The sequence below is a fragment of the Nostoc sp. DedSLP03 genome (genome assembly GCF_034530815.1).
Lineage (GTDB): Bacteria > Cyanobacteriota > Cyanobacteriia > Cyanobacteriales > Nostocaceae > Nostoc.
In genome coordinates this window covers 36,115-61,302 of sequence record NZ_JAVRCK010000024.1, presented here as the reverse complement: position 1 = coordinate 61,302, position 25,188 = coordinate 36,115, and the positions used below count along the sequence as shown (strand labels likewise).

At 40.6% G+C, this 25,188-nt stretch carries 24 protein-coding genes; 10 read left to right on the top strand and 14 right to left on the bottom strand.

Translation table 11 applies throughout. From position 1 onward, the window contains the following. Positions 1-323 precede the first annotated feature (323 nt). The 6 genes from RM368_RS13990 to RM368_RS13965 all read right to left on the bottom strand — a co-directional run bounded on the left by RM368_RS13990 (position 324) and on the right by RM368_RS13965 (position 7,076). Positions 324-2,462: a cation:proton antiporter gene (locus tag RM368_RS13990; protein WP_322694610.1), complete on the bottom strand. Its 2,139-nt coding sequence runs from the start codon at positions 2,460-2,462 to the stop codon at positions 324-326. 148 nt (positions 2,463-2,610) lie between these two features. Then, positions 2,611-3,267: an HAS-barrel domain-containing protein gene (locus RM368_RS13985; protein WP_322694609.1), complete on the bottom strand. Its 657-nt coding sequence runs from the start codon at positions 3,265-3,267 to the stop codon at positions 2,611-2,613. A gap of 79 nt (positions 3,268-3,346) precedes the next feature. Beyond that, a complete protein-coding gene (locus tag RM368_RS13980) occupies positions 3,347-3,544 on the bottom strand; it encodes an NAD(P)H dehydrogenase subunit NdhS (RefSeq protein ID WP_322694608.1) in 198 nt (65 codons plus the stop codon). Positions 3,545-3,667: 123 nt separating this feature from the next. Then, positions 3,668-4,981 carry a rod shape-determining protein RodA gene (gene rodA / locus RM368_RS13975; protein ID WP_322694607.1) on the bottom strand — a complete coding sequence of 438 codons (1,314 nt, stop codon included), beginning with the start codon at positions 4,979-4,981 and terminating at the stop codon, positions 3,668-3,670. A gap of 147 nt (positions 4,982-5,128) precedes the next feature. Continuing rightward, on the bottom strand, positions 5,129-6,199 hold the full coding sequence (locus RM368_RS13970; RefSeq protein ID WP_322694606.1) for an Mrp/NBP35 family ATP-binding protein: 1,071 nt from the start codon (positions 6,197-6,199) through the stop codon (positions 5,129-5,131). A gap of 352 nt (positions 6,200-6,551) precedes the next feature. Beyond that, positions 6,552-7,076 (bottom strand): SRPBCC family protein, encoded by a 525-nt coding sequence (locus RM368_RS13965; protein WP_322694605.1) that lies wholly within the window; start codon positions 7,074-7,076, stop codon positions 6,552-6,554. Between the two features lie 449 nt (positions 7,077-7,525). Here RM368_RS13965 and hemF point away from each other — a divergent pair, with 449 nt between their 5' ends. Both hemF and RM368_RS13955 read left to right on the top strand, forming a co-directional pair. Then, on the top strand, positions 7,526-8,566 hold the full coding sequence (gene hemF / locus RM368_RS13960) for an oxygen-dependent coproporphyrinogen oxidase (protein ID WP_322694604.1): 1,041 nt from the start codon (positions 7,526-7,528) through the stop codon (positions 8,564-8,566). A gap of 236 nt (positions 8,567-8,802) precedes the next feature. Next, positions 8,803-9,171 carry an STAS domain-containing protein gene (locus RM368_RS13955; protein ID WP_094351701.1) on the top strand — a complete coding sequence of 123 codons (369 nt, stop codon included), beginning with the start codon at positions 8,803-8,805 and terminating at the stop codon, positions 9,169-9,171. 83 nt (positions 9,172-9,254) lie between these two features. Here RM368_RS13955 and RM368_RS13950 read toward each other — a convergent pair whose 3' ends face one another. Then, the gene (locus RM368_RS13950; protein WP_322694603.1) at positions 9,255-9,860 is read right to left on the bottom strand and encodes a chromophore lyase CpcT/CpeT; all 606 of its coding nucleotides are present in this window, start codon (positions 9,858-9,860) and stop codon (positions 9,255-9,257) included. Positions 9,861-10,069: 209 nt separating this feature from the next. Here RM368_RS13950 and psb29 point away from each other — a divergent pair, with 209 nt between their 5' ends. After that, positions 10,070-10,777, top strand: coding sequence for a photosystem II biogenesis protein Psp29 (psb29, locus tag RM368_RS13945; protein WP_322694602.1), 708 nt, complete (start codon positions 10,070-10,072; stop codon positions 10,775-10,777). An 82-nt stretch (positions 10,778-10,859) separates the two neighbouring features. Here the strand turns inward: psb29 and RM368_RS13940 are convergent, their stop codons facing one another. The 3 genes from RM368_RS13940 to RM368_RS13930 all read right to left on the bottom strand — a co-directional run bounded on the left by RM368_RS13940 (position 10,860) and on the right by RM368_RS13930 (position 13,125). Further along, positions 10,860-11,222 (bottom strand): phage holin family protein, encoded by a 363-nt coding sequence (locus tag RM368_RS13940; protein WP_289798955.1) that lies wholly within the window; start codon positions 11,220-11,222, stop codon positions 10,860-10,862. Between the two features lie 448 nt (positions 11,223-11,670). After that, positions 11,671-12,354, bottom strand: coding sequence for an ExbD/TolR family protein (locus RM368_RS13935; protein ID WP_322694601.1), 684 nt, complete (start codon positions 12,352-12,354; stop codon positions 11,671-11,673). Positions 12,355-12,396: 42 nt separating this feature from the next. Then, positions 12,397-13,125 (bottom strand): MotA/TolQ/ExbB proton channel family protein, encoded by a 729-nt coding sequence (locus RM368_RS13930; protein ID WP_322694600.1) that lies wholly within the window; start codon positions 13,123-13,125, stop codon positions 12,397-12,399. 397 nt (positions 13,126-13,522) lie between these two features. Here RM368_RS13930 and trmB point away from each other — a divergent pair, with 397 nt between their 5' ends. The 7 genes from trmB to RM368_RS13895 all read left to right on the top strand — a co-directional run bounded on the left by trmB (position 13,523) and on the right by RM368_RS13895 (position 19,180). Beyond that, on the top strand, positions 13,523-14,170 hold the full coding sequence (trmB, locus tag RM368_RS13925; protein ID WP_322694599.1) for a tRNA (guanosine(46)-N7)-methyltransferase TrmB: 648 nt from the start codon (positions 13,523-13,525) through the stop codon (positions 14,168-14,170). Between the two features lie 431 nt (positions 14,171-14,601). Continuing rightward, positions 14,602-14,856: a hypothetical protein gene (locus tag RM368_RS13920; protein WP_322694598.1), complete on the top strand. Its 255-nt coding sequence runs from the start codon at positions 14,602-14,604 to the stop codon at positions 14,854-14,856. 149 nt (positions 14,857-15,005) lie between these two features. Continuing rightward, the gene (locus RM368_RS13915; protein WP_322694597.1) at positions 15,006-15,443 is read left to right on the top strand and encodes a nitrogen fixation protein; all 438 of its coding nucleotides are present in this window, start codon (positions 15,006-15,008) and stop codon (positions 15,441-15,443) included. Positions 15,444-15,491: 48 nt separating this feature from the next. Further along, positions 15,492-15,707: a hypothetical protein gene (locus tag RM368_RS13910; protein ID WP_322694596.1), complete on the top strand. Its 216-nt coding sequence runs from the start codon at positions 15,492-15,494 to the stop codon at positions 15,705-15,707. Between the two features lie 179 nt (positions 15,708-15,886). Beyond that, positions 15,887-17,047 carry an aminoglycoside phosphotransferase family protein gene (locus RM368_RS13905; RefSeq protein ID WP_322694595.1) on the top strand — a complete coding sequence of 387 codons (1,161 nt, stop codon included), beginning with the start codon at positions 15,887-15,889 and terminating at the stop codon, positions 17,045-17,047. 30 nt (positions 17,048-17,077) lie between these two features. Further along, positions 17,078-18,178, top strand: a complete 1,101-nt coding sequence (locus tag RM368_RS13900) for a T3SS effector HopA1 family protein (protein ID WP_322694594.1) — start codon at positions 17,078-17,080, stop codon at positions 18,176-18,178. 801 nt (positions 18,179-18,979) lie between these two features. Beyond that, entirely contained in the window at positions 18,980-19,180 is a 201-nt protein-coding gene (locus RM368_RS13895) for a hypothetical protein (RefSeq protein WP_322694593.1), read from the top strand. A gap of 130 nt (positions 19,181-19,310) precedes the next feature. Here RM368_RS13895 and RM368_RS13890 read toward each other — a convergent pair whose 3' ends face one another. From RM368_RS13890 to RM368_RS13875, 4 genes are all read right to left on the bottom strand, one after another. Further along, on the bottom strand, positions 19,311-20,045 hold the full coding sequence (locus RM368_RS13890; protein ID WP_322694592.1) for a peptidylprolyl isomerase: 735 nt from the start codon (positions 20,043-20,045) through the stop codon (positions 19,311-19,313). Positions 20,046-20,186: 141 nt separating this feature from the next. Then, entirely contained in the window at positions 20,187-21,710 is a 1,524-nt protein-coding gene (locus RM368_RS13885; RefSeq protein ID WP_322694591.1) for an HlyD family efflux transporter periplasmic adaptor subunit, read from the bottom strand. A gap of 65 nt (positions 21,711-21,775) precedes the next feature. After that, a complete protein-coding gene (locus tag RM368_RS13880; RefSeq protein WP_322694590.1) occupies positions 21,776-24,505 on the bottom strand; it encodes a peptidase domain-containing ABC transporter in 2,730 nt (909 codons plus the stop codon). Further along, positions 24,399-25,028, bottom strand: coding sequence for a helix-turn-helix domain-containing protein (locus RM368_RS13875; protein WP_322694589.1), 630 nt, complete (start codon positions 25,026-25,028; stop codon positions 24,399-24,401). The genes RM368_RS13880 and RM368_RS13875 overlap by 107 nt, the downstream gene beginning before the upstream one ends. Between the last annotated feature and the right edge of the window lie 160 nt (positions 25,029-25,188).

Genomic DNA, 25,188 nt, shown 5'->3' with positions numbered 1-25,188 from the left:
TTTCTTAAGAATTTAATTAGCAAAATAACAGAAATTGTTTAAAAGTTGTTTGTTGTTCAGCCGAACTTTATCAAATCTTCAAAAATATAAAGTATTTTTACGGTTATTGAAGTTTTAGTTGGATACAAAAAGTTAGTCGAGATCGGGACGACACTCGTGCTACAAATATATGCAAATAATACAGATGTAAATCCCTACAGCCGATTCATTTTTTAGCAATATTTTCGGAAATTTGATGCCTCCGGCGGTCACTGAGCTTATCGAAGTGCGGACTACCCTAACGCAGCCCAAGTCCACTTACTTGAACTGTATTCTGCCTTATATCATACAGCAGATGTAATGCTGCTAACCGTGGTAGGCAGAATTAAATTTGTGCTTTGACTGCGTTGCGGTTCTCCAAGCATAATAATTGAGCAGGTGAGTTGTCTGGCTAGTTGGGTTGTGACATCGCTAATGGCTAACCCTCCAGGACTGGTACGATTACGTATAAAAGGTAAAACTACTAAATCATATAATCTTGCTGCCTGTAAAATCGCTTGGGCAACATTTTCGTGAGCGATGATTTGAATTTCTGGGGCATTGGCTAAAGCCAATTTAGATACCAATAAGGAGAGATGCGATCGCCTCCAAGCAATTTTACTAGAACTAGTACGGCGATCGCACACATTCAGCACAGTAATATGGCTCTGATTTGCCTCTGCTAGCATCTGGGCAAATTGTACAGGTTGTAATGTTGGTGCTATTAAGTTTTCTATTGGTACTAAAATCCGCTGAATTTTTTTTGGTGATTCTACTAAACGTGTCACTGCTACTGGACAATGAGATGCCCAAAGCACACCATCAATCACATTCCCAAATAAACGCGCTCGTAACCCAGTCCGTTTACCCCAACCCATAACAATTAAATTAGCCTTTTGTTCGCGAGCCGCTCTGCTAATTCCTTGAGCAAAGGCATCATCAATTCGCAGCGCTGGTTCTGTGGCTACGCCCAAAGCTCGACTTTGTGTTGTGGCTTTATTCAATAACCACTCACTCCGTTGTAGAGATGCTTCTAACTGGGGCGCATCCATGTGAGCAGCAGCAGTAGCGATCGCCAGGGGTATAATTTTGCCATGAGATTGACGTGCTAATAACGCTGCCATTTCAACCAAATACTGCTGGGTCTGAGGATTATATATAGGTACGACTATAGTAAAAGCATTGTCTGTTTCTGATGTATTCTCCTCAGCTAGGGGTGGTGCTGGATCTTCATCTGCTGGGGAGTTCAAACCAACAGCTATTCGACTGGTTATCAAAGGTCCCAAGGTTGATGTGATGAGCATTAAAACAATCACACTATGTAATACTTCTACTGGCAGCAACCCAGACTGATATCCCACTAAAGTTGCTGCTAACGTTGTACCAACCTGGGGTAGTGACAGCGACCACATCGTTAGCATTTCTTGCCATTTATAGCGGTAAAGCAGTTTTGTCAACAAAGCTGCGATCAATTTACTGATAATCAAAGCAACTACGATTAACAGCGTTAACTTGAGCGTGTTCAGATTGTTCGCAAAGGCAGGTAAATCGATCAATAAGCCAAGGTCTACAAAGAAAATAGGAATGAACAGCACACTGCCAATAAATACCACCTTTTCTTTGACTGGGCCTTCACCCACAGCTTCATTCACTGCCAAACCTGCTAAAAAAGCACCAACAATTTTTTCTACCCCAATCAATTGAGCGCCCACAGCTGCCAGAAACACAGAAAGCAACACAAATAAAAACTTGTTTCCTTCATCGTCTCCAGACCGTTTGAAAAATTCTTTGCCTGCCCAATCAAAGCCTGTCACAACGGCCACAGAGTAAATAATTAACCAACCAGACAAAGTGAGTAGTTTCGCAAAGCTGAATGCTTGAGTATGAGAGACAGCTACACAAATGGCTAATATTAGTACTGCACCAATGTTTGTAAAAATCGTAGCTCCAATGGTGACAGTAACAGCTTCGTTGTTTATCACTCCCAAACGGCTGATTATGGGGTATGCCAAAAGGGTATAGGAAGCGAATAAAGAGCCAATTAAGATTGAAGTATTCCAGCCATAGCCAAAAATCAGCCCTACTAAAGTTCCCATGAGTAGGGGTACACTGAAAGTAAAGCTAGCAAACCCAAAAGCACGACTTTTTTTCCGGCGAAACTGTTCTAAATCAATTTCTAGCCCAGCGACAAATAGCAAATAAATTAACCCAATGTCTGATAGTAGGTTAATCATGGGTGAGTCAGACTGAAAAAGATTCCAACCCGAAGGCCCAAGTACTAGCCCTGAGAAGACCAAACCCACTAATCCTGGTAATCTTAACCGCTCAAACATAATGGGTATAACTAAGATGACCACCAGTAAAATAGCAAAGGGAACAATTGGTTCTTTGCCAAGAACTTGGGAAGTTGGTTCCAGAACAAGAACTTGTGATATTAGTTCCATATATAGGAATTGAAGGGGCTATGGTAAAACAGCGATTACCTTGGGGGCGATCGCCCGATCAATATGAATAAATAGAGAAGCCACCTGACAAAAAATCAAAAATCTTCTTAATTTACACTAACTAGGCAATTATTTAAGAATTAACTACCTACGGGTGGATTTGACTCAAAATAAACCGTAAGCGATCGTAGTCGTCTTTAAGTAGCACACTTAAGCTACGTCCAGCTTTAATTAGCCATTGTCGGTCAGCTTTGCGTAACTGGTATACATCTCGAATTGCAGCTGCGGCTAAAGATTCTATTGGCGCACCATTTATACACAGCAGTGTCCGTAAAAAATCTAGTTCTTCAGTAAATTTAATGATAGCTTCTGGTTCACATCGATAAACAGCTTGATGAATTTGCGGGGGACGGGGTGGAAGATACTGATATACTCTTTGGTTATAACTTTGATTTTGCGAAGATAGTTCAAATCCGACGATCGCAGCCCTAAATTCTGTGCGGAGCATGGCAAATATTTGCGGTTGTTCTTCCCGTAAGTCTTGCAAGGACAACCCTAATGCTCTCGCCCTGTGTACGGAATCTATGGGCATAGTGGTGGCATAATACACTACAGCATAAATTCGATTGCCAGATTCTTCATCTACAGAACAGACCCAACTACCAAAGGGTGGCATCGAGGGGAAGCTTAAATCTTCTGGCTCTAAACACTGAGCTAAAAATTCAGTACTAGTAGTTTCAATCACCTCCGCAATGTGGTTCGGATGGCGATCGCCAGTAGCAAACTGTGGTAAAGGGAGGCGCATAGTAATTTAGTCATTAGTCATTCGTCATTAGTCATTAGTTTTTGCCAAATGACAAAGAACAAATGACTAATGACTAATCTTATTTGGCTTTTTTACGTCCGGCGGTGGTTTCTACGAGTTCCAATTCGCTCAGACGAAAGGTAACTAACTTATCCCAGTTACCACCTTCAAATAATATGGCTACTTTGCCATCACTCACCCGTTGCACGAGTCCTTCGTAGCGATAATAAGTATCTGCGGGATTCTTGACGCGAACAGTTGCTCCAGGCAGAATCATTTTTTTAGCCTCGTTTGTTTCCTTTTAATAGCTTAATACTTGTTAATGGTCATTAGTCATTAGTCATTAGTCATGGGGCATTGGGCATTGGGCAAAGAAAAATGACAAATGACAAATGACGAATCAATAATACTTCTGTCTTTGTCGAAAATTTGCTACCGATTCTACTATTCCCAAGGAAATGAAGTTGGTCAGCATCGCAGAACGCCCATAACTCATCCAAGGTAGGGGAATTCCTGCTACAGGTGCTAAACCAACAGTCATACCAATGTTGACAATCAGCTGAAACACAATCATGGACAAAACGCCAATAGCCAACAAAGAACCAAAGTTATCTTTGGCGGTTTGGGCAATATGCAGTAGACGGAAGCAAATTAAGCAGAAGACAAACAGTACTAACAAACAACCGACAAAACCAAATTCTTCCCCTACTGCGGAGAAAATAAAGTCTGTATGCTGTTCTGGTACAAAATTCAGTTGCGTCATGGGCCCCTTAAACAGACCCCATCCCCAGATTTCACCAGCACCAATAGCAATGCGAGATTGGATTAAGTGATATCCAGCACCGAGTGGATCGTGATCGGGATTCATGAATACAGTTAGTCGGTCTTTTTGATACTCTTTCAACACATGGTTCCAGGCGAAGACTCCTAATTCGCCACCCAGTATATTGAGAATCCACGCACCGATAGCACCCAAACCAAATCGACGCCAGGGAATAGTTTGCCAGCCCACAATAGCCATTGCAACTGACCAAACTATCCCTAATGGGCCAAAAGATAGTTCTTTGAATAAAACTATTGGCGCTGTTAAAGGCCAAGAGATACTAAACAAAATGGCGGCAACCACCGGAGAAATCATCAGAATTAACCAACCTGGGTTAGCATTTGCCCAGTAAAGCATTCCTAAGACGATCGCACCAAATACCAGTGATGTTGCTAAATCTGGCTGCAAAAATACTAATCCCCAAGGTATAGCGGTGATTGCCAAAACGCGGAAAACACCTTCGAGACTAGAAGCAGTACGCCTGTGTAGCAAAGCTGCTAATGTGATAATCATGCCGACTTTGGCAAATTCTGAGGGTTGCACGTTAAAGCCGGCGATACTAATCCACCGTTGCGCCCCTTTGGCGCTAGTACCAGCAATCATCACGGCAATTAAACTGAAGTTCGTCAGTGTGTATGTTACCCAGTGCCACTGCATCAAGAGTTCGTAACGGATGCGAGATAAAAATAGGGCTATAAGCACGCCGATACCCGCTACCATCCAGTGCCACCACCAGTCAGTTACTGGCTGCTTCAGTTCCGTACTGAGAATCATCAGGCCGCCAAAAATACTAACAGCAATCGGCAAACAAAAAAGTAGCCAATCTACATGCTGCCAGGGCTTAACCCAAGACTTCCAGCGAATTTTGGGGAGCGATCGTTTTAACAACATTGTGCCAGTTTAGACTTTAGCTTTAATTGTTGGGAATTGGTCAATAATCAATATTTATTCTTCCCCAATTTCTCTAATTCCTAACACCCAATTTCTAGTATTCCCAAGCTATAGCCCAGGAAGTAGATAGAAATATAAAATTTATAATTATGTCAAGGCAGCAACTGATACTTTACCAGCAATGGTAAGAGCGATTGCTGTTAATGCTTTTGCGGAAGCTGAATCTGGGTCGCCAACAACTATCGGTACACCGCTATCACCACCAACTCGCGTAGAAATCTCTAGCGGCACGCACCCCAACAGTGGTACTCCCAATTCCGCAGCTGTTTTGGAGCCACCACCGGAACCAAAGATGTCATATTGCTTATCTGGTCGATCGGGGGGGATAAAATAGCTCATATTTTCCACGATCCCCAATACCGGAACATTCATCTGCTGGAACATCCGCAATCCCTTGCGAGAATCTAACAGAGCTACGTTTTGCGGTGTGGTGACAATTACTGCCCCTGCCATCGGCACTGCTTGGGTTAAAGTTAACTGAGCATCTCCCGTACCTGGTGGCATATCTACAATCAGATAGTCCAGTTCTCCCCACTGCACTTGATAGAGAAACTGGCGAATTACACCATTGAGCATAGGCCCCCGCCAAATTACTGGTTGATCTCGGTCAATCAAAAAGCCCATTGAAACTAATTTGACGCCGTGATTAAAAGCAGGTTCCAGGATTTCACCTGTTTCAGTAGAACGCACAGTAATTTGAGCATCAGACAAACCCAGCATAGTTGGGTCATTGGGCCCGTAAATATCAGCATCTAACAAGCCGACTTTCGCCCCAGTTTGGGCTAGAGCCACTGCTACATTCACTGCAACTGTACTTTTTCCAACGCCACCTTTACCGCTGGAAACAGCAATGATATTCTTGACTCCAGAAATACCAGTGCGGTCAGGTAAACTTTTTTGTTGTGGTGTTTCTGCCGTCACTTCTATGCTGACATCTGTCACGCCTGGAAGTTTTTTGACAGCTTTCTGACAGTCTTCGACAATAAATTCACGTAAAGGACAGGCAGGGGTGGTTAACACTAAAGTGAAACTAACCTTACCACCGTCAATTTTTACGTTGCGAATCATATTCAGTTCTACCAGACTTTTACGAAGTTCTGGGTCTTGCACTGGTCGCAAAATTTCTAAGACAGAGCGGGAATCAAGGACATCGTACATAAAAATTCAAAATTCAAAATGAATAAATACACTTGTGGGGAACATCTTAGCTATTAACTGGATGCCTTTTTAAGTAAGGTCAGCTTAGTGTTATCACTGTTACTGCCGTGATAACACTTAGCAAATTGCATTATTACCTAATAGAATCTTAACTTTCTTTGGGCATTGGGCATGAAGAAGAGACAAGGTAGACAAGGAAGAGGGGGAGACTTGGGAGAGATTTGTCCCTCTTATCCCCTGCTCCCCGGTCACTGAGCGTAGTCGTACCACTTCGTGGAAGCAAGCTAGCAAGAGCGTCTCCAAGAGTTGTGCTGCTCCTCTGCTCCCTTGCTTCTTCCCCAATCCCCACTACCTAAAAATCAAAACAACTGTCATTAAGGGATTTTTTATTCCCAGATACCGCTGGTAATGCCGTCTTTTCTACTGCCTCGACTAAAGCTCGTGCAACTCTGTCTGCATAAGGACGGGATAAAGACCAAATCAGGGGTGATAACCAACCCCGTAACGTTACCGAATAAGATAAACAAGTACCACAAACCGTTGACTCTACTTGGTAAGTTACTCGTTCCTCTATTCCAGGAATTGCCATCACTCGGATACTCAACATCTCTCTGGGATTGACGCGTTCCACAAAAATTCTGATGGGAATCGGCGAAAAGCGTGTTACAGCTTGAAAAATTAATCCTGGTTTGGGTACTAATCCGTGGGGAACATTAGTACTCTTAAGTTGTGGATGCCAAGAAACATCTGTTAAGTCAACCACTTTTTGCCACAGTTCATCTACAGAAGCAGAACTAATCTCTCGATATGTCCACACCAGAGAAGCGCAAAACCGACGACGTTTGCGGTGGATGAATTTGGATAACCAACCTTGCATTTTCCTAATCCTCCTCCCTAGATACTTTCTGGGAAATCTGGTATGGTGTGCAACTACGAGCAATTGCTAAATTAAAACTTTCTCAAAAATGCCCTAAACATAGCAAGCCTCGATTCGATACAGACCCAAATAGCCGACATCAGCAATATGGCAAAAAAGTTTTGAGTAGACCAGTCAAATCTTTGATACTTCAAGCTGAAGACTAAAATTTAGTCTTTATACCAGAATATTCCAATTAAGAATTTCAAACAAAACTAATTCAATATACAAGCCTATACGCATTTGAGGGAAAATAACTCTAGTGATGCCCATCAATCGGATAAATGCTTAACCCAAGAAGAAAAAAGCGGGTTGGGCAAATAGAGCTAGATTGTTGGCGCGTGTTTCCCCCAAATTTTCATTTGAAAATTTGTGGCTTTCTGGAAATTGTAATTTAGGTTCGGGAATCTATGTTGACCAACTCGCAAACACCAACTGTAGAAGCAGAATCATCAAAGTCTTTGCCAGCACCTGACGCTCAGACTAGGGTCAGTCAGTTTATGAAACAACTGCAAGACCAAATTACCGAATCATTGGCAAAACTAGATGGTGTGGCTAAGTTTCATGAAGATAGTTGGGAACGCCCAGAAGGAGGAGGAGGGCGATCGCGCGTGCTGCGAGATGGTGCAATATTTGAACAAGCAGGTGTAAACTTTTCTGAAGTTCAGGGTTCCCATTTGCCACCTTCAATTTTAACCCAACGCCCGGAAGCCGCAGGGCATGGCTTTTATGCCACAGGGACTTCAATGGTATTACATCCTCGCAATCCTTATGTGCCCACAGTTCATCTCAATTATCGCTACTTTGAAGCGGGGCCAGTGTGGTGGTTTGGTGGCGGTCTTGACTTGACACCCTATTACCCCTTTGCTGAAGATGCGGCACATTTACACAAAACATTAAAGCAAGCTTGCGACCAACACCACCCAGAGTATTACCCAGTATTTAAGCGCTGGTGTGATGAATATTTCTATCTCAAGCATCGTGATGAGACACGGGGTGTTGGTGGTCTATTTTTTGATTACCAAGATGGCCAGGGTGCTTTATACCGCGGCCCAAATCCCAATGGGGAAGCTGCCATTTATAGCAACCAAGTAGGAACACCAGCAACCCGCAATTGGGAAGATTTGTTTGGCTTTGTACAAGGCTGTGGCAGAGCATTTTTACCAGCTTACGTACCAATTGTAGAACGGCGACATGGGATAGAGTATGGCGATCGCCAACGGAATTTTCAACTCTACCGCCGGGGACGTTATGTAGAATTTAACTTAGTTTATGACCGAGGCACTATTTTTGGTCTACAAACCAACGGACGCACCGAATCAATTCTCATGTCCCTACCTCCCCTAGTGCGCTGGGAATACGGCTATCAACCCGAACCCAATTCCCCTGAAGCCGAGTTGTATGAAACCTTCCTTAAACCTCAAGATTGGATCAATTGGACACCCAAATAGTTTTGAGTGCTGAGTGTAAGAGTGAGGAGTTATGATAATTATCCCCTTCTTCCCCCACTCCCCCATCTCACTAATCTCTTCCACTCTCCACTATTTTGATGAGTTATAACTACTAAAGTTAAGCACTTAGCTGAAAAAGGTGACAAATTTAGCTATAGCTTGTTAATCTCAAGTGACAGCATTAGAAAATTCTGTCACTAGTTAATCTTAAAAGGAATGCCACGGGGAGGGCTTCAGTGATTCATATAGACCAAAAAACCTATACAACCCAAGACGGAAACACCGTTATCGTCTTGACACCATCAGGCCGTCTGGATATCACCACGGCTTGGCAATTTCGCCTGAAGTTACAAGAGTGTATTTCCAAACTCAGTCGCCATGTTGTTGTAAATTTGGCTCAGGTAAATTTTATTGATAGTTCTGGTCTTACATCTTTGGTAGCTGGAATGCGTGATGCTGATAAAGTCAAAGGCAGTTTCCGCATCTGCAATGTACATCCAGAAGCCAAACTCGTGTTTGAAGTGACGATGATGGATACTGTTTTTGAAATCTTTGAAACAGAAGAGGAAGCTTTAGAAGGTGTACCTCGTAGCATTGCTAGCTAAAAAACAGTTAGAAGTTAGGAGTTAGGAGTGAGGAGTGAGGAGTTAATTCAAAATTCATAACTCATAACTCATAATTCATAACTTTATCTTATTGAGTACTGATTTCGCTTGGTGTAGCGATAAGGCCCCATAATCGCTCCCCAGGTTGCTTTTCCAGTTGCGGGATCGATTCCTTTGTCGTAGCTGTGAAATTCTGTTGTTGTAGCTGCAAAACCTAAAGAAACATGGATACTATTGCCAAGATAAGTAAAGCTACAACGAGTCTCTGGTAGTGGGGTAGCGGTAAACTTATAGCGATCGCCAGCTAGTTTCTCCTGAGTAACTGTTAGGATACAACCTGGTAGTAAATCTAATTGTTCAGATGTCAGTGTGTTTAGTAGAGCCGGGTTATTACCTGCGCCTATTAATGCACCTGGATCTTGAGGCATATAATATTGAACTTCCACGGTTGCGTCAGAGTTGCTGCTTTGACGCAACCGGATAATTCGCTGGCGATAAGGTTTATCTAAGGTAATAACGTTAGCCTGTTCGGCAAATAAGGTGATGCTATCTTCTGCAAACAGATTAACTGGTCTTTGCCACAGACGGAGGTGGACATACCAAACTGGTTCTGCTAAGGCTTGTTCTTGATTATCAAATTCACCAGCTAGGTACTCACCTAAAGCAATTAACTGTGGCGAGAAGTTCATAATTACAATAAATAAATCATTAAGGATAATAATTTTTGGCTAGTTTTTGAGGAGAAAAGGTCTGATCTCCTGTAGCTATCAGTTTATAAAATACTTCTAATGTGTATATATTGTAAATGAAACCATCACCCGCTAAAAGCTCAACTTGGCAAAGTAGCCTTTAAGCGAGAAAATAAAGATACGTCGCCCTTAACATTTCTTTTTTATTTGTGAATAACGTCCGTACAGTCTCTGATACAAAGCGAACTTTCTACAATCTTCACACCCGTCCGATCAACACTATTTATCGTCGGGTAGTAGAAGAATTGATGGTGGAAATGCATCTGCTGTCAGTAAATATCGATTTTAGCTACAATCCAATTTATGCCTTGGGTGTCGTCACTACTTTTGATCGCTTCATGGAAGGCTATCAACCAGAACGGGATCGAGAATCAATTTTTAACGCCTTATGTCAGGCTATAGAACAAGATCCGCAACAATATCGACAGGATGCCCAGAGATTGCAAGCTGTAGCTAAAGGTTTGCCAGTTAAAGATTTAATTGGATGGCTGGGCCAAACTACTTACTTAGATAGAGATGCTGACTTGCAAGCAACCCTACAAGCGATCGCCAATAATCCTAACTTTAAATACAATCGGTTGTTCGCAATTGGTGTATTTTCGTTATTAGAACAGTCAGATCCCGAATTAGTCAAAGACGAAAAGCAACTCACTGAGGCGCTAAAAGCGATCGCTGCTGGCTTGCACCTCTCTGATGACAAACTCAACAAGGATTTGGAGTTATACCGTTCTAACCTAGACAAAATGGCGCAAGCGCTAGTAGTGATGGCAGATATCCTCTCAGCCGATCGCAAAAAACGCGAGCAACGTAAACAACAATCAACTACCCCAGTTGCTCCCCCAAGTTCCAACGAATAGTTAAAATTTGGCAGTGATGAGTTAGGAGTTATGAGTGAGGAATTGTTAATAACTCCTAACTCCTAACTCCTAACTCTTTGCTTTATACACCCAATATTTTGTAGATTAAGCTGTTAATTATAGTCAGCGTAAATGCCCCAATAACAGCACTCCAAATCCCGTAACGCAAGCGAAAGCCCTCTACTAACCAAGCAGCAATACTAAAACAAACCACGGCAATCATAAATGTGAAAATGCCAGATAATAAGTCTAATGTGAGTAGATTTGGTACTGCAAAAATGAGGCTTAAAATTGGTCTGACTATTGCTGTCACGATACCAAGCACTGCGGCAGAAAGAAACGCTTTCCCAGGAGTATCAATTTCAACTCCCAAAGGCAACTTACTAATTATCAACAAGCTGATAGCTGTTACGACCCAAACAATTAGAAGCGTTACGATGTTCATGTCACAACCCCTGATACTAATTAGTAATTTGTAATTCGTAATTCAGACACACTGAAATAGGCTTAATATAAGCGCTTTTCAATCTGTTAACCTATTTAGACATCCTTCCCCAATTTGGTATGAAATGTGGATGGTAATTGGTGATAAATTGCTCAATCTATAGGTGGAAAAATCTTTAAAGCTCAACCAATTATTTGTAAATTAGCAGTTTTTTTTTATCTAGCCGAGATTTATTCTAGATATCTTTAGGTTTGGGAAAAGACTTACAGAGGAAGTGATGAATGGGGAGCAAGGGAGGCAGGGGAGCAGGGGAAAAGGTTAAAGGTTAAAGGGAAAAGGAATAAATTTAATCTTTCCCCTTTTCCCCTTACCCCTTTCCCAATGCCCCATTCCCAATGCCCCATGTCCAATGCCCCATGCCCCATCCCCAATTTCCGATTTCCCTATCTCATCTTTTAAGAGGAGGTTGGGTTTGTTTGGGTGCTACAGGCGCTTGAGGCGCTGGTGAGTTAGGAACTACCGGAGAAATACCAGGATTGATGCCTTGCCCAGCTGGAGGCTGAGTGATGCTAGGAAAGGGTACAGAATTAGGTGCTAAGGGGTATTTTGGGGTAATATTCCCTTCGGGATTGATTCCTGGTACTGCACCAGTTCCAGGGTTGATTGGGAAAGAGGGAACAGTAGGCTGGTTAGGCGAGTTTATAGATGGTTGAGATGGACCAGGAATAATTCCCAAAGAAACGCGATCGCCCCCTACTTGTCGTAGCAAATCTAATGTCTCAATCACATCATTGTAAGTTGCTGTGCGCGAAGCATTCAGCACAACAACAGCATTAGGGTTTGCTTGGAGATACTGTTTTAAACTCTGTCTCAAATCTTCCTGTTTTACAGGCTGTTTTTCTATGTAAGTATTGCCCACAGCATCGATGGTAACAATCACACTTCCACTTTGTGAAGTTATTCCAGAGACTGTACTGGGGCTGGCTTTAGGCAAATCAACATTTATTGCCTGTTGCCGTGTAAATTGTAAAGCCGCTAATAAAAAAAATGTCAGGATACAAAAAACGACATCAATTAAAGGGATGATTTGAATTTGGACTTCTTCAATTGGAGTATGTAGATTAACTTTCATGTCTCATTCACAAACCTGGTTTGGGGGTTGAATTATTGACTATTAATTAGGTGTATTCGGGGGCTCAGGAGGTTCAGAAACTCTAGTCTTTCCTGGCTTGCGGGGTGGAGTGAAATTTTCTGGCACAATTGCTGATGTCCTATTGCTAAAGTCAGGAGGAGACTGGCGATAGAGCAATTCCATCTCATTCCCTGCCTTCCGAAAAACTTTGACTTGGTTGACTACAAAACTTTGAAATAGACGGTAAAACACCAAACTAATGATGGCAACTATTAGCCCACTTGCCGTACTAATTAAGGATTCACCAATACCAGTAGTCACCCCAGCGGTAGATTCAGTTCCCAAATCGCCAATCCGAATTGAGCGCAGAGAGTGGATCAAACCTAAAACTGTACCCAACAATCCTAGCAACGGCGCTAGAGCAATCACCGCTTCTAAAAGTTTTTCGCCCCTGCGCATCCCAGCTAATTCGTCTTCTGCTGTAGCCTCCAGTGCTAGTCGAAAAGTTTCCGCATCACTTTTGGCAAAACGTAGAGGGGCGTAGAGAAAACGCCCGACAGGCTGATGGCTTGCTTGTTTTGCTATGTCCGCAGCTACTTCCCAATTATCCTGGGCAGCATCCAAGACGCGATCGACTATTTGCTTTTCCTGAGTCAAAATTCGCAACCAGAACCACATACGCTCGAAAATCACACTCAAAGCTAGAATCGACAGAATGAGCAAAGGCCACATCGCTGGCCCACCCTTGTAAAACAAATCTAAAATATCCACTGTTTAAATTTCCTCCCTCCACGACTAAAGCAAATGTGTTAAGGCATTTTAATTCTAGAGATTAATGCAAAATGAGGGACTTCCAAAATATAAATTTCTCGAAAACCTAAAAAAACAGTGCAAGGATGATGTATTTGACTAAGACTGCTGTACTAACTTGCTGCTGGGTAGGCAATCGAATGATAGATGGGTAATTTTTGGCATACTTTTGCTAGACTTCCTTGTAATACCAATTTGAAAAAAGAATGCAATACATAGATAAGACCTTACCCAACCCTCTACAAGGCTTTGGGGAGGGTGTGCGTCAGTAAGCGTGGTCATCTAGTTGCAAACATTTTTTAAATTGATATAACCTGAAGTTTGATTACAGGATATTTTCACGTAAAGGAGAAAAATTTTGGCAGCAGTCCGAGTCCGCCAGCATGTTAATCCACTTGGTAAAAAGTATCAAACACCAGCAAATCCTCAAGACTGGGAAAAAATTTATGCAAAGCCAAATCAACCACTACATTTAGATATTGGCTGTGCGAAGGGACTGTTTTTGTTGAATATGTCTAAGATAGAACCTAACTGGAATTTTCTCGGCTTGGAAATTCGGGAACCGTTGGTGGTGGAGGCGAATAAGTTACGTTCTGAATTAGGTTTAACAAACCTGCACTATTTATTTTGCAATGTGAATAACTCACTGCACTCACTTTTATCTTCCCTGCCTCCAGAAAGTTTACAACGCGTTACTATTCAATTTCCCGATCCTTGGTTTAAAACCCGCCACGCTAAACGTCGTGTAGTCCAACCAGAACTAGTGGCAGACTTAGCTAAGTATCTTGCGGTTGGGGGGTTGGTATTTTTACAATCAGATATGGAATTTGTGGCAGTGGAAATGCGCGATCGCTTTGCAGCTAATTCAGCTTTTCAGAAAGTTGGTACAGAAAAATGGTTGGCTGAAAACCCCTTACCAGTCTCCACAGAAAGGGAAATAGGCACACAAAAAAAAGGTGAACCTGTTTATCGGGCTTTGTTTGAAAGAGTGAAAACTACAGAATAGAGATGTTTATAATATCAACTCTATTCCTCAATTTTGAATTTGAAGTTTTATTGAGCAGCCTGATAAATATTTGTTAATATTACTTAAGTATTGCTTATTATCTTTTTATTAAACATTGCCCAAGATTGGAAAATTTTTTGGGACATAAATGTTTTATTAATGGCTAAAATTCTGCGTTTGAAGTGATTGATAGAGATATAAACTTTATCAATAAATAGTTATAAGTAAAACTTTCAAGTTATTGTTTAGTGACATAAAAGTTTTATTTATGTCTGATTATAAATTTTCAAAATATAATTAAATCATTATTACTATGCTTAAAATATATACAGATTAGGTAATTACAGTCCTTAGTGATTCCGCCTATATCTAAGTTATATATTCAGAGGAAAATCACAATGGAAAAGAATAAAAAGAATTCAGATTTTCAATTGGACATTAGCAATCTGATTGATAATGCTATTAACAATGCACTAGTACGACGAAACCCAAATCAGGATTCAGAAGATGCTTTGCTAACTCTGTCTGATGAAGAAATGGCAAACGTTACAGGTGGTTTTACAACGGTTACAACATTGAATCCAACCATTGCAGGTGGTATTAGTGTAAAACCGACTAATGATATTCTTCTGAGAAAACCGATTATTTGTGGACTAATTGCACAAGACCAGAACTTGATATCTTGATCTGAAAGCACAAGTCTTTGAAATGACCAATCAGTATTAAACTCTTGGACATTTAATTTGCTTATTTAGGTTGATGGAGAAGAGTCCGACCCAAAATTAGCTGTCAATCTCCATCAGCTTAAAAATACAATTTACTATAGGTTCAATTTATGGAAGACATCGCTACTGAAAAAACTACACTTTGCCCTAGTGCAAGACCAGAATGGCAAAACAGTGTTGTTTTCGGCGTCATTGGTGGCACAGTTACAGAACCCCGCGTAGCTTATCTTAAACACCCCCAATCTATCACAGATGAACTGATAGCAAAGGCTAGTCCAGTAACACCCACTGAAATTTTTCGGACGGCTGCACCCTGTGCAACTAAGGGTTGTCAACATTTTGATGGTAAAGATTGTCGTCTGGCAATGCGAGTTGTAGAAAACTTGCCAAAGGTAGTAGAAGATTTACCACCTTGTTCCATACGCCGAGATTGTCAGTGGTGGCAACAAGAAGGTAAGGCAGCTTGTATGCGTTGTCCACAAGTTATTACAGATAACTACAATCCCTCTGAATTACTAGTTAAGGTGGCGACACCGACTGTTGGCTAAACAAAGCTAGAAAGTTTATTTAAATAATTTAAGGAGAATATTATATCAATGAACATTCATCACAAATATCTCACAAGTCAAATTGAAATTACGAACTTGATTGAAGAAGCTGTTGTGAATGCATCTGCAAGACGAAAACAAGTTTTAGAACAAAACTCACTCTCAGAACTGTCTGAAGAAGAACAGAAAAACATTACGGGTAGTGGAGTAGTAACAGATGTGAGAGATGCGATAATTTTATTAGGCGGCTATCTACTGGGTTAGTACTGCTGGGCGTAATTTGTAATTTATATACCGCAGATATTTGATTACTTTGGAATGGATGGTTTATTTTCAAGGTGCGGCGGTACTAGTTTTAATAATTCTTGTAAAAACAGGTTGTGGTAGTAACTTAACTACCACAATTTTCTCTACATCAAAATTGGTTGATAAATTTAAAAATTATGACATTTCTCTTAAACTCTCATAATATTGTCGATTATTTAATTGAACAGGGATTATGTAATCAGTTAGAACAACCACCGATTAAGGTAGAATTACTTACAGCTAAAAACTTTAATTTATTAGTTACTTTACCAGGCGATCGCAAACTTCTAGTGAAACAAGAACGACACAATCAAGAAGGTAAAGCGGCTGGTGAATTTTTAAGTGAGTGGCGAATTCAAGAGTTATTACAACGATTTCCCAACCTTGACAACTACTGCTCATTTTTACCAGAAGTACTGCATTTTGATGCCGAGAATTCCATTATTGTCTTCAGATATCTGGATGACTATCGAGATTTAATGGATTTCTACATCAAGGAAAATAGCTTTCCTACAGAAATCGCTAGAGCAATTGGTAATATTTTAGGGACTATCCATCGTGATACTTTTAACCGCCAAGAATATCAGGAATTCTTTTCTAAAAATTCAGATAATTTCATGGCTGACCAAGTATCATATTTAGTTCAGAGATTAGAACGGCTTGAACCGGAAATTTTTAGTTTAGTTCCTGGCGATGGGTTAAAGTTTTTTGCTCTATATCAACGTTATGATAGTTTGGGGCAGGCGATCGCAGAATTAGGTAATAGTGTAACGCCTTCTTGTCTCACCCATAATGATTTGAAACTAAATAATATTCTCCTTTACAAAGATTGGCAGAATTCCAGTAATAATATTGTTCGGCTAATTGATTGGGAACGCTCGACTTGGGGAGATCCAGCCTTTGATTTGGGGACACTTATTGGCAGCTATGTACAAATCTGGCTGGGTAGCTTAGTTATCAGTAATTCTTTGAGTATTGAAGATTCTCTACGCTTGGCAATAACACCTTTAGAACGACTTCAGCCTTCAATTAGTATATTAACCCAAGCTTATTTAAACACTTTTCCAGAAATTTTAGAACACCATCCTGACTTCTTGCTGCGGGTGGTGCAATTTACCGGTTTCGCTTTGATTCAACAGATTCAGGCAATGATTCAATATCAAAAATCTTTTGGCAATATGGGGATTGCTATGCTTCAGGTTGCTAAGACGTTATTAAGCCGTCCTGTACAATCAATGCCAACAATTTTTGGTGCTGCTGCTGTTGAATTAACTTACCTGACTAGTTCTGCTGTTTAAATCATTTTATTATTTCTTAAGTAAGTAGTTATGCAATTATTAAATTCTCCTCAAACTCAGCTACAAACTGGTTTAACTGGGCAATTACTGGATGTTCTGCAAGATATTGTTCAAAAAATTGAGATAAAATCTGATTTCTCCATCCACCATCCAGATTACAAACCTTTGGAATTACCATCTGATGCAGTAGAACGTTTTCAGAAGATGCCAACCCAGATGCAACAGAAATATCTGAGTCTGCAATTGCGGAGTTTTCTTTATGGTATCTATTACAACGGTTCTATGCAAAGTACGTTGGCACTAGATGGGGAAAGAAATGGTTTGCCCCTAGATTTGGAAAATAATACTGTTTTAGGGGTAGATGTGGGGTTTTATAAGCGATTGCATGAAAGTAATTTTGGAGAAGGCTACTTTGACCCTGGTTGGTCTGTTTTGAGAGAAGAACGTGATGGCAGTTTAGCCGTGACTAAAGGTGGTTTGAGACTACATATTGAACGGAATAAGCATCTTCAAGCTGTTGAACAAGCAGCTATAGTAGGTGATTATGTGGCTATTCGGATGCCTAAGAATCGAGTACAAAAGGGCTTTTACATGGCCGTTGGTAATGCAGGCTTCAGTCGTATTGAAGATGTGAAAATTCAGCCTGTAACTGTACGAATTTATATCAATGTAACTCCTGAAGGTGCTGTAGCATTGATGGGTAGTTTAACACAAGGACTGAATGAGTTAGCAATTCCTTTCAGTTTCAAGGTTTTGTATAACCCCAAAGAATACCAACGCTACGATTCAGGGGTGCTTTACTTTGACAAGAGAGACTATGAAGTTGTTAAGCAAGTTTTAAAAACTATTTATCAAGAACACAAATTGCATTTTAAATCAGAAATTCCTTTATTTACTAAACAACTAGCACTAGGGTTGGGGTTGGCAGAAGAACCAGACCAAAAATTTGCTGTTCAAGAAAGTTTTGGTATGAATCGCTGTCAGATTGTGGCGAATGGGTTACTGGAAGCTTGGTATCAAGGAGATGAATCAATTGAGGAGAGGATACAGTCCATCCTTGGGCAATTTTCTTGTTTGGAGATTGACTTGCAGCGCCCTTATCTCAATGCTAATTCAGAGGATATTTATTAGTAATTATATTGATTAAGCAGGGTTGTTTCTTTGCATTAGGAACTGCGATCGCATTACGTAGTCAGTTGAGTTTTGCTTCTTGTTCTAGAGTAATGTTGAAGTTCTATCGCTTAGTTTCTACCATTTTGGGATTAGATTATATCGGCATGGTTATAGTTATCTCATAACTAGGAATCAGCTTGATAAGTAAAATATCAGTATATCAGACTCATGTAATTGGCATAATTGATGCGATCGCATTTTTGACTATGGAAAACGATCTACGAAGTTTGCAGCACATCTTACCTAAATGAGCCATATTCTAGCGAAGAACATAAAATTTGCTTTTACTCCCAGAATAAAATAGCTCTAAATTTTTATTGATCAGTTCAAGAGAATTCTTGGGCTTATTTTTTATTATTTTTTTAATTTCTATTCATTAAGTAAGTAGTGAAAAACGAAAAAGGACATAAATATTTTATATATGTCATCAAAAACAAACTGCTTTGTCCAAATAAATATAATATTTTTACTGTTATAAAAAATAGTGTAACAAATTTGATAGCCAATAAGTAATCCGAAAAATTTACAATGATCTAACTAAATGTCAAACCAGCACATACTTTACAAATACTTTATTTCACCTATCAATTTTATCGTGACTACCTACCTAAACAAACATATAACTGGATTCTTTTTGTCTCTTTTATAGATAGTTAAAACCTTGAAATAATATATGGAATAACAGATTATGGTAATAAGAGTAGACAATTAAAAGTCTAACCTCAACTGAAAAACTTTTCCGTAGGAGTACATTTACAAATGGCTAACATTACTATTTATCAATTGAAGATAACTGGTTCAGAACTGTTTCAAGACACAGAAAGCTTTCTCGATTTCCTAAAGGATGAAGAGCTTGATTTGACAATAGGAGGAGGTACAGCTACTACTTCTTGGACTGTAACAAGTTTCATTCCAACATTGGAAGTTACCACAATAACTACAGTAACCACGGCATATTAATAGAGTAAGATTAGACTGAATTATAGCTCATCTAATAAGTTACTACCTCTGCTTAAACTCAGAGGTAGTTCTTCTATCACTACTTATAAAATAAACAGTGAATTGTAAACTAAGCAGATTAGCTATTTAATTATAAGGTTTTTACAACTTCAATTTGTTCAATTTGTTGCTTCTTCCATTCATCAAAAAACTTCGAAAGAATTTGATAGTACAGTTTATCATCTAATTTCGGTTGAATTAATTCCTCAACTAAAATTAGGTGAAATCCCTTAGAAGTTATAATTGGCTTAAGAAGCTGTGGCGGTTTAGCAGTAAAAACAGCGGCAGAAATTTCTGGCTTCAAATCCTTACGGCGCACTATCCCCCGATATCCCCCGTGGCGACGTAATTCCGTGTCTGGAACGTATTTGTGAACAACATCATAAAAACTCACCTCACCTTCTTTAATGGTATAGAAAAGTTCAATTGCTAAGTCTTCATCATCTAATACAATCTCATACATAATCACACCCATATAGTCTAGCTGATGCTCAAAGAAATAGGGTTCAACTTTATTACTAAACAAATGTTGACTTAATTTATTAGCCAGCAAGATGGTATAAAGAATTTTTTCAAAATTATCTAGAGACAGACTATATTTTTTCAGCCATGCCCAGGTGTCATCAGCGTTATTAAGTTGTTTAGCTAACCGTAATTCGTCTGCTACTTTCTGAAGTTCTTCAGCCTCCACTTTGATATCCACTTCCGCCGCAGCATCTTCAATAACTTTGCGAATGATAATCTCCTCAATTAAGTCAGGAATTTTGAAAGATAACTTGACTTGCTCAAGAATGTCTTCCTTAGTAATCGTAATAGTTTGAGACATGATGTTTCTCCTAAGTAGATAGACGAAATTAAACGTGAAATCCCTAAATGCTAGGTTTCAGGAGGTAGAGCTTCCAATAATTGCGTTCCAAGCCTCAGCCTGGAAATGAGGAAAATACATAAGTACTGCGATGCGATCGCTCTACAATTTCACTCCACCTTGCTGCAACTGCTTAAACGGGTCAAGTAGGAAATCAATAATCCGACGCTGACGCACAATTACTTCAGCTGTTGCCGTATCCCCAGGACGCAGGGCAATACACTTATTAGCTGAAGGAATACAATTTTCTTTTAGGGCAATTTCCAAGTCGTAAGCTGCTATCTTACCATTAGGTGTTTCTACCTCTATGGTAGTAGGAGAAATATCTAATAATTCTCCTTCCACTATTCCATAATCCTGAAACGGATAAGCATCAAACTTTAGCTTTACTGGTAAACCTTTTCGCAAAAAGCCACTCTCAGTTGTCGCCATTTGCGCCCGAATTATTAAAGGCGAACCTTGGGGTGCAATCTCTGCAATCATTGCTCCAGGCTGTACTACAGACCCAGCCCGTTGTATTGGTAACTGAAATACTCTACCATTCACAGTGGCTCTTAACTCTCGTTGTCCTAACTGAAATTTTAACGAGACAATCTGACTCTTAGTTTGAGAAATTTCTGCCTGAAGCGTAGTAATTTCTGTCTCCAAACTCTTCTGTTGTTCATCAATTTTTAGCAAAGCAAGTTTGTTGGAACGAGTTAAGGTCTGATAACTTCTTTCTTGTTCTTTCAGTCGCAACTGTGCCTGCTCAATATCTGCATTTGCTTGTCGAATAGTCCGCTCATAACTACTCTGTTGTTCTACCAGACGTAGTTTAGCCTGCTGAATATCTGACTGATTTTGTTCGTATAACTGTTGCTTATCTTTAGCTATATCTTGCTTCTCTACAACATTAATTTCTGGAACAACTCCTGACTGCCAAAGACTGCGATAGCGTTCAACTTCTCGCTCGGTACTCGCCAAGCTACTGTTTACTAACTTATTAGCTGTTTGACTATGCTCAAGAGTTTGCCGTGCCTGATTGACTTGAGCCAATTTTTCATCTTTTTGTAAATCATAGGAATTTCTTAGAGCATTCATATTCTGTCGTGCTTGGTCAATTTGAGCCTGCTTTTCTAACTGTTGAGATTGATTTTGTTGCTGTTGTGTTGTCAAAGATACAACTAACTGACTTTTAGATGAATTTAACTGAGAAAGTCGATTTAATTGTCCCTCTAACCTATCCTGTGCCTGTCGCAATTCTGCTTTAACTAATGCCGATTCCAACACCAATAAAGTCTGCCCATTTTTAACTAAATCGCCTTTCTTTACCCGAATTTCTGCAACAGTACCTGCTACAGCAGCATCCAGCCTAACCGTCTTTCCCTTTGGCTCAAGTCGCCCTCTTGCCGTACCCGTTTCATCTACCTTAGATAGCATCGTCCAAGGTAAAATAATCGACACAAACACCACCAAAAAATACAGCAATCCTCTTGTCCAAACCTGGGGTAAGCTATCAAGTAAATCCTTGGTTGCGTAAGCCCAATCATCAGTTGATCTAGCTGGTGTTTGCTCCGTTAAAACTTCCTCGCGCTGTTCTACCTCATAAACTTGGGTTTGAACCTTTCCATTTAACGTGTTTGGCATAATTTTTCCTGATATCAATTTGGGATTTTGGGAGACAAGAAAAGCTTCCTCTTTGTCCTCTTGTTTCACCCCGCTACATCCATCTGCTGATGATTGAGATAAAAATAATGTCCCCGCTTCGCCATCAACTCATGGTGAGTCCCACTCTCAATCAACACGCCGCGATCCAGCACTAAAATCAAATCTGCATTCCGCACAGTTGAAAGGCGATGGGCAATTATTAAGGTGGTTCTGCCTTTGAGAATTGTGTTTAAATTCGTCTGAATAATCCTTTCTGACTCTGCATCTAGATGGGAAGTCGCTTCATCCAAAATCAACAGCTTGGGATTGCCTAACAATGCTTTAGCGATCGCAATTCTTTGTCGCTGTCCTCCAGACAACATCCCCCCTCCTTCACCAATCTGGGTTTCATAACCCATAGGTAACTTTTTAATAAACTCATCAGCACCTGCCAATCGCGCTGCCTCAATAATCTCTGCCAAAGTTGCCCCAGGATGTGCCAAACTAATATTTTCCCGAATCGTTCCGCCGAACAAAAAGGTATCTTGGTCAACTACCCCAACTTGTTCGCGTAGAGAACGCAACGAAATACTGGTTATATCCTGTCCATCAATCAAGACTTTGCCATCTGTGGGAGGATATAACCCCAAAACCAACTTAGAAATGGTGGTTTTCCCCGAACCACTCCGTCCTACCAGGGCAACCATTTGCCCACTCTGGACTTCAAAGCTGAGATTTTCTAAAACATTGATATCGCTTTCAGGATGATAGCGAAATGTCACGTTGTCAAAGCGAATGTTACCTTGAATGGGTGGTAAAGATTGCCGCGCTTGATGCTGCAAATCCTCTTCTGGTTCTGCATCCAATACATCATTAATGCGTTCCACCGCAATCACTACTTCTTGCAATTGATTCCACAAAACTGTTAATCGTTGGAAGGGTCTAATAATATTTCCCAGCAGCATATTAAATGCTACCAATTGCCCAATGGTTAACTGGTTGTGAATCACTTGGTACGCCCCAAACCACAGCAATACAGTAGTTACTACTGCTTCAATTGTGTTGCTAAATATTTGCAGGCGATTGCTGATAATTTGTCCTGAAAAGTTAGTTTTTACTTCCTTACTTAATAACTCTTCCCAATGCCAACGCACTGTTTGCTCTACTGCTGTAGATTTAACTGTTCGCACACCAGAAAGAGCTTCAATTAGATAGCTACTTTCATTAGCAACCGCATTAAATATTTCCCTAGAAATCCTTTGTAAAAAAGGTGTGGCAACCAATGCCAGCAGCAAAAAAGGCGGTACAATCACCAACACCAGCAACGCCATTTTCCAGCTGTACCAAAACATCAATCCTAAATAGATAAAGACAGTAACTAAATCTAAGAGGATGGACAACGCCTCACCGGAGAGGAAGCGTTGAATTTTACGGTTTTCTTGTACGCGAGAGATAATGTCTCCTACATAACGCGACTCAAAGTAACTCAAGGGTAGCCGCAGGGTATGGCGAATAAATCCGACAATTAGTGCTAAATCGAGCTTATTAGCTGTGTGGTCTAACAGATATTGTCGCAACCCTGTCATCGCCACACGAAATAAACTAAAAATTAGTAACCCTAACCCCACCGCCGTTAAGGTTAGTTCAGAACGCTGTACCACTACGCGGTCTAAAATTAACTGGGTAAATAAGGGAGTAACAAGTCCAAATATCTGGATAAATAAGGAAGCGACAAACACTTCCAGCATCACTAAAGAGTGAGGCTTCATTAATTCAAAGAATTGCCAAAAGGGGGTAGAAGTTTCTTTAGTATCCTTGAGCATTGCTGTCGGTTGCAGCAGCAATGTGTAACCAGTCCAGTTGGCTTTAAATTCGGCGTGGCTGAGGGTGCGTTGACCAATAGCGGGGTCGGCGACAATGACGTGTTTGGGGGTAATTTCGTAGACAACGATGTAATGCTTGCCTTCCCAGTGGGCGATCGCAGGCAATTTTTGCTTCGCTAATTGATCAAGACTCGCTTTTACAGGCCGCGTGGCAAACCCAATACTTTCTGCTGCCGCCGATAACCCCCGCAGTGACGAGCCATTGCGGTCAACATTGGCAATATCCCGCAGGCGATTTACACTAAAGTTTTTCCCCCAATAGCGAGACACCATCACTAAACAAGCTGCACCGCAATCCGATCCACTCTGTTGGGCAAAAAACGGATAACGCCGAATCACACGCTGTAATAAATGCCCTACTCGCTGCGTGGAGTTGGGAAAATAGGCTTTGCTTATTTTTTTATCGCGTGGCTTTACTGCTGGCGTTGACAAAATATTCGTTTCATGAACTTGTTTTGAGTCAGATGGCAGTACTAGGGAATTCTCTGAGTCCACCTGTGGAGGATTACGAGATAACGCTTTAGCCCACAAATGCTCCAGAATTTGGGGATATTTAGCCATCAATGGCCATAAAACTTCACCCGGAACAAAGCACAGTTGCAAGTTGATTGAAGCCCTGGCAGCGTAAGGTTTTAAGTCTCCCTCCTTAAACAAGGTAAATTCCCCAAATGATTCACCTGCTTCTAAAGTAGCGATTAACTCATCGGCGCTATCTAGCAACCTGACTTTACCAGCGATCGCAATATAGATTCCTGGTTGAACATCAGTTCCTTGCCAGAATTTGCCGACTTTCGGATTGATAAATTTAACTTGTTGAAGATAATGTTGAAATTCCTCTGTCGAAAGAGAATGCCCCAGAATTTTGTTGAACTGTTGTAGAGTTACTAACTGAGCTAATATATCTTGCGCCATGAATGTCTACATCTTTTGCTAATTTTGCAAAGTTAATAGGTAAAAATTCGGAATTATCAGGAATAACTGCCGATTTCAGGTCAGTAATCAGAATTTTGGAACCTTGAGTCTGTTCAGTGCTGTTTTGTTCAGAATTGCTGGGTTTTGGTACTGTGGATAATCCCATCTGTTTGAGCAGTCTCTTGATATGGCGATCGCTCACTTCAATCCCAAATTCTTTCGCGAGATGTTTCCCTAGCCAGTTAGCTGTCCATCGCCTAAAAGAATACCCATGATCGCGGGGACTACCTTTAATCAGTTCTTTCAAACGTTCTAAATACTCGTCATTTATTGCCTTCGGGCGACCAATGGGGCAATCTTGCCATTGGTGCGCCATTCCTGTTCGGGCTATGTGCATCCAATGCCTTGCTGTTGCTGGACAACACCCCAAAATTTGACAAATTTCAGTTTGGGTTTTTCCCTCATCTGCCAACAACATGATTTCAATACGTTGTTGGTAAGATTCGGGTAAAGTTCTTTCCAAACTTGCTAACAGTAATTTCCGTTGAAATGATGTTAAATACTTGCTGTTAGTTACTTTTATGTATCTTGTTTCAATTTTACTTTGACAGTCCGACATATACGTATAATTAACTAGATTTGTGGACACACAAATGTTTTCTAAACGATGCAGAATTTTGCAA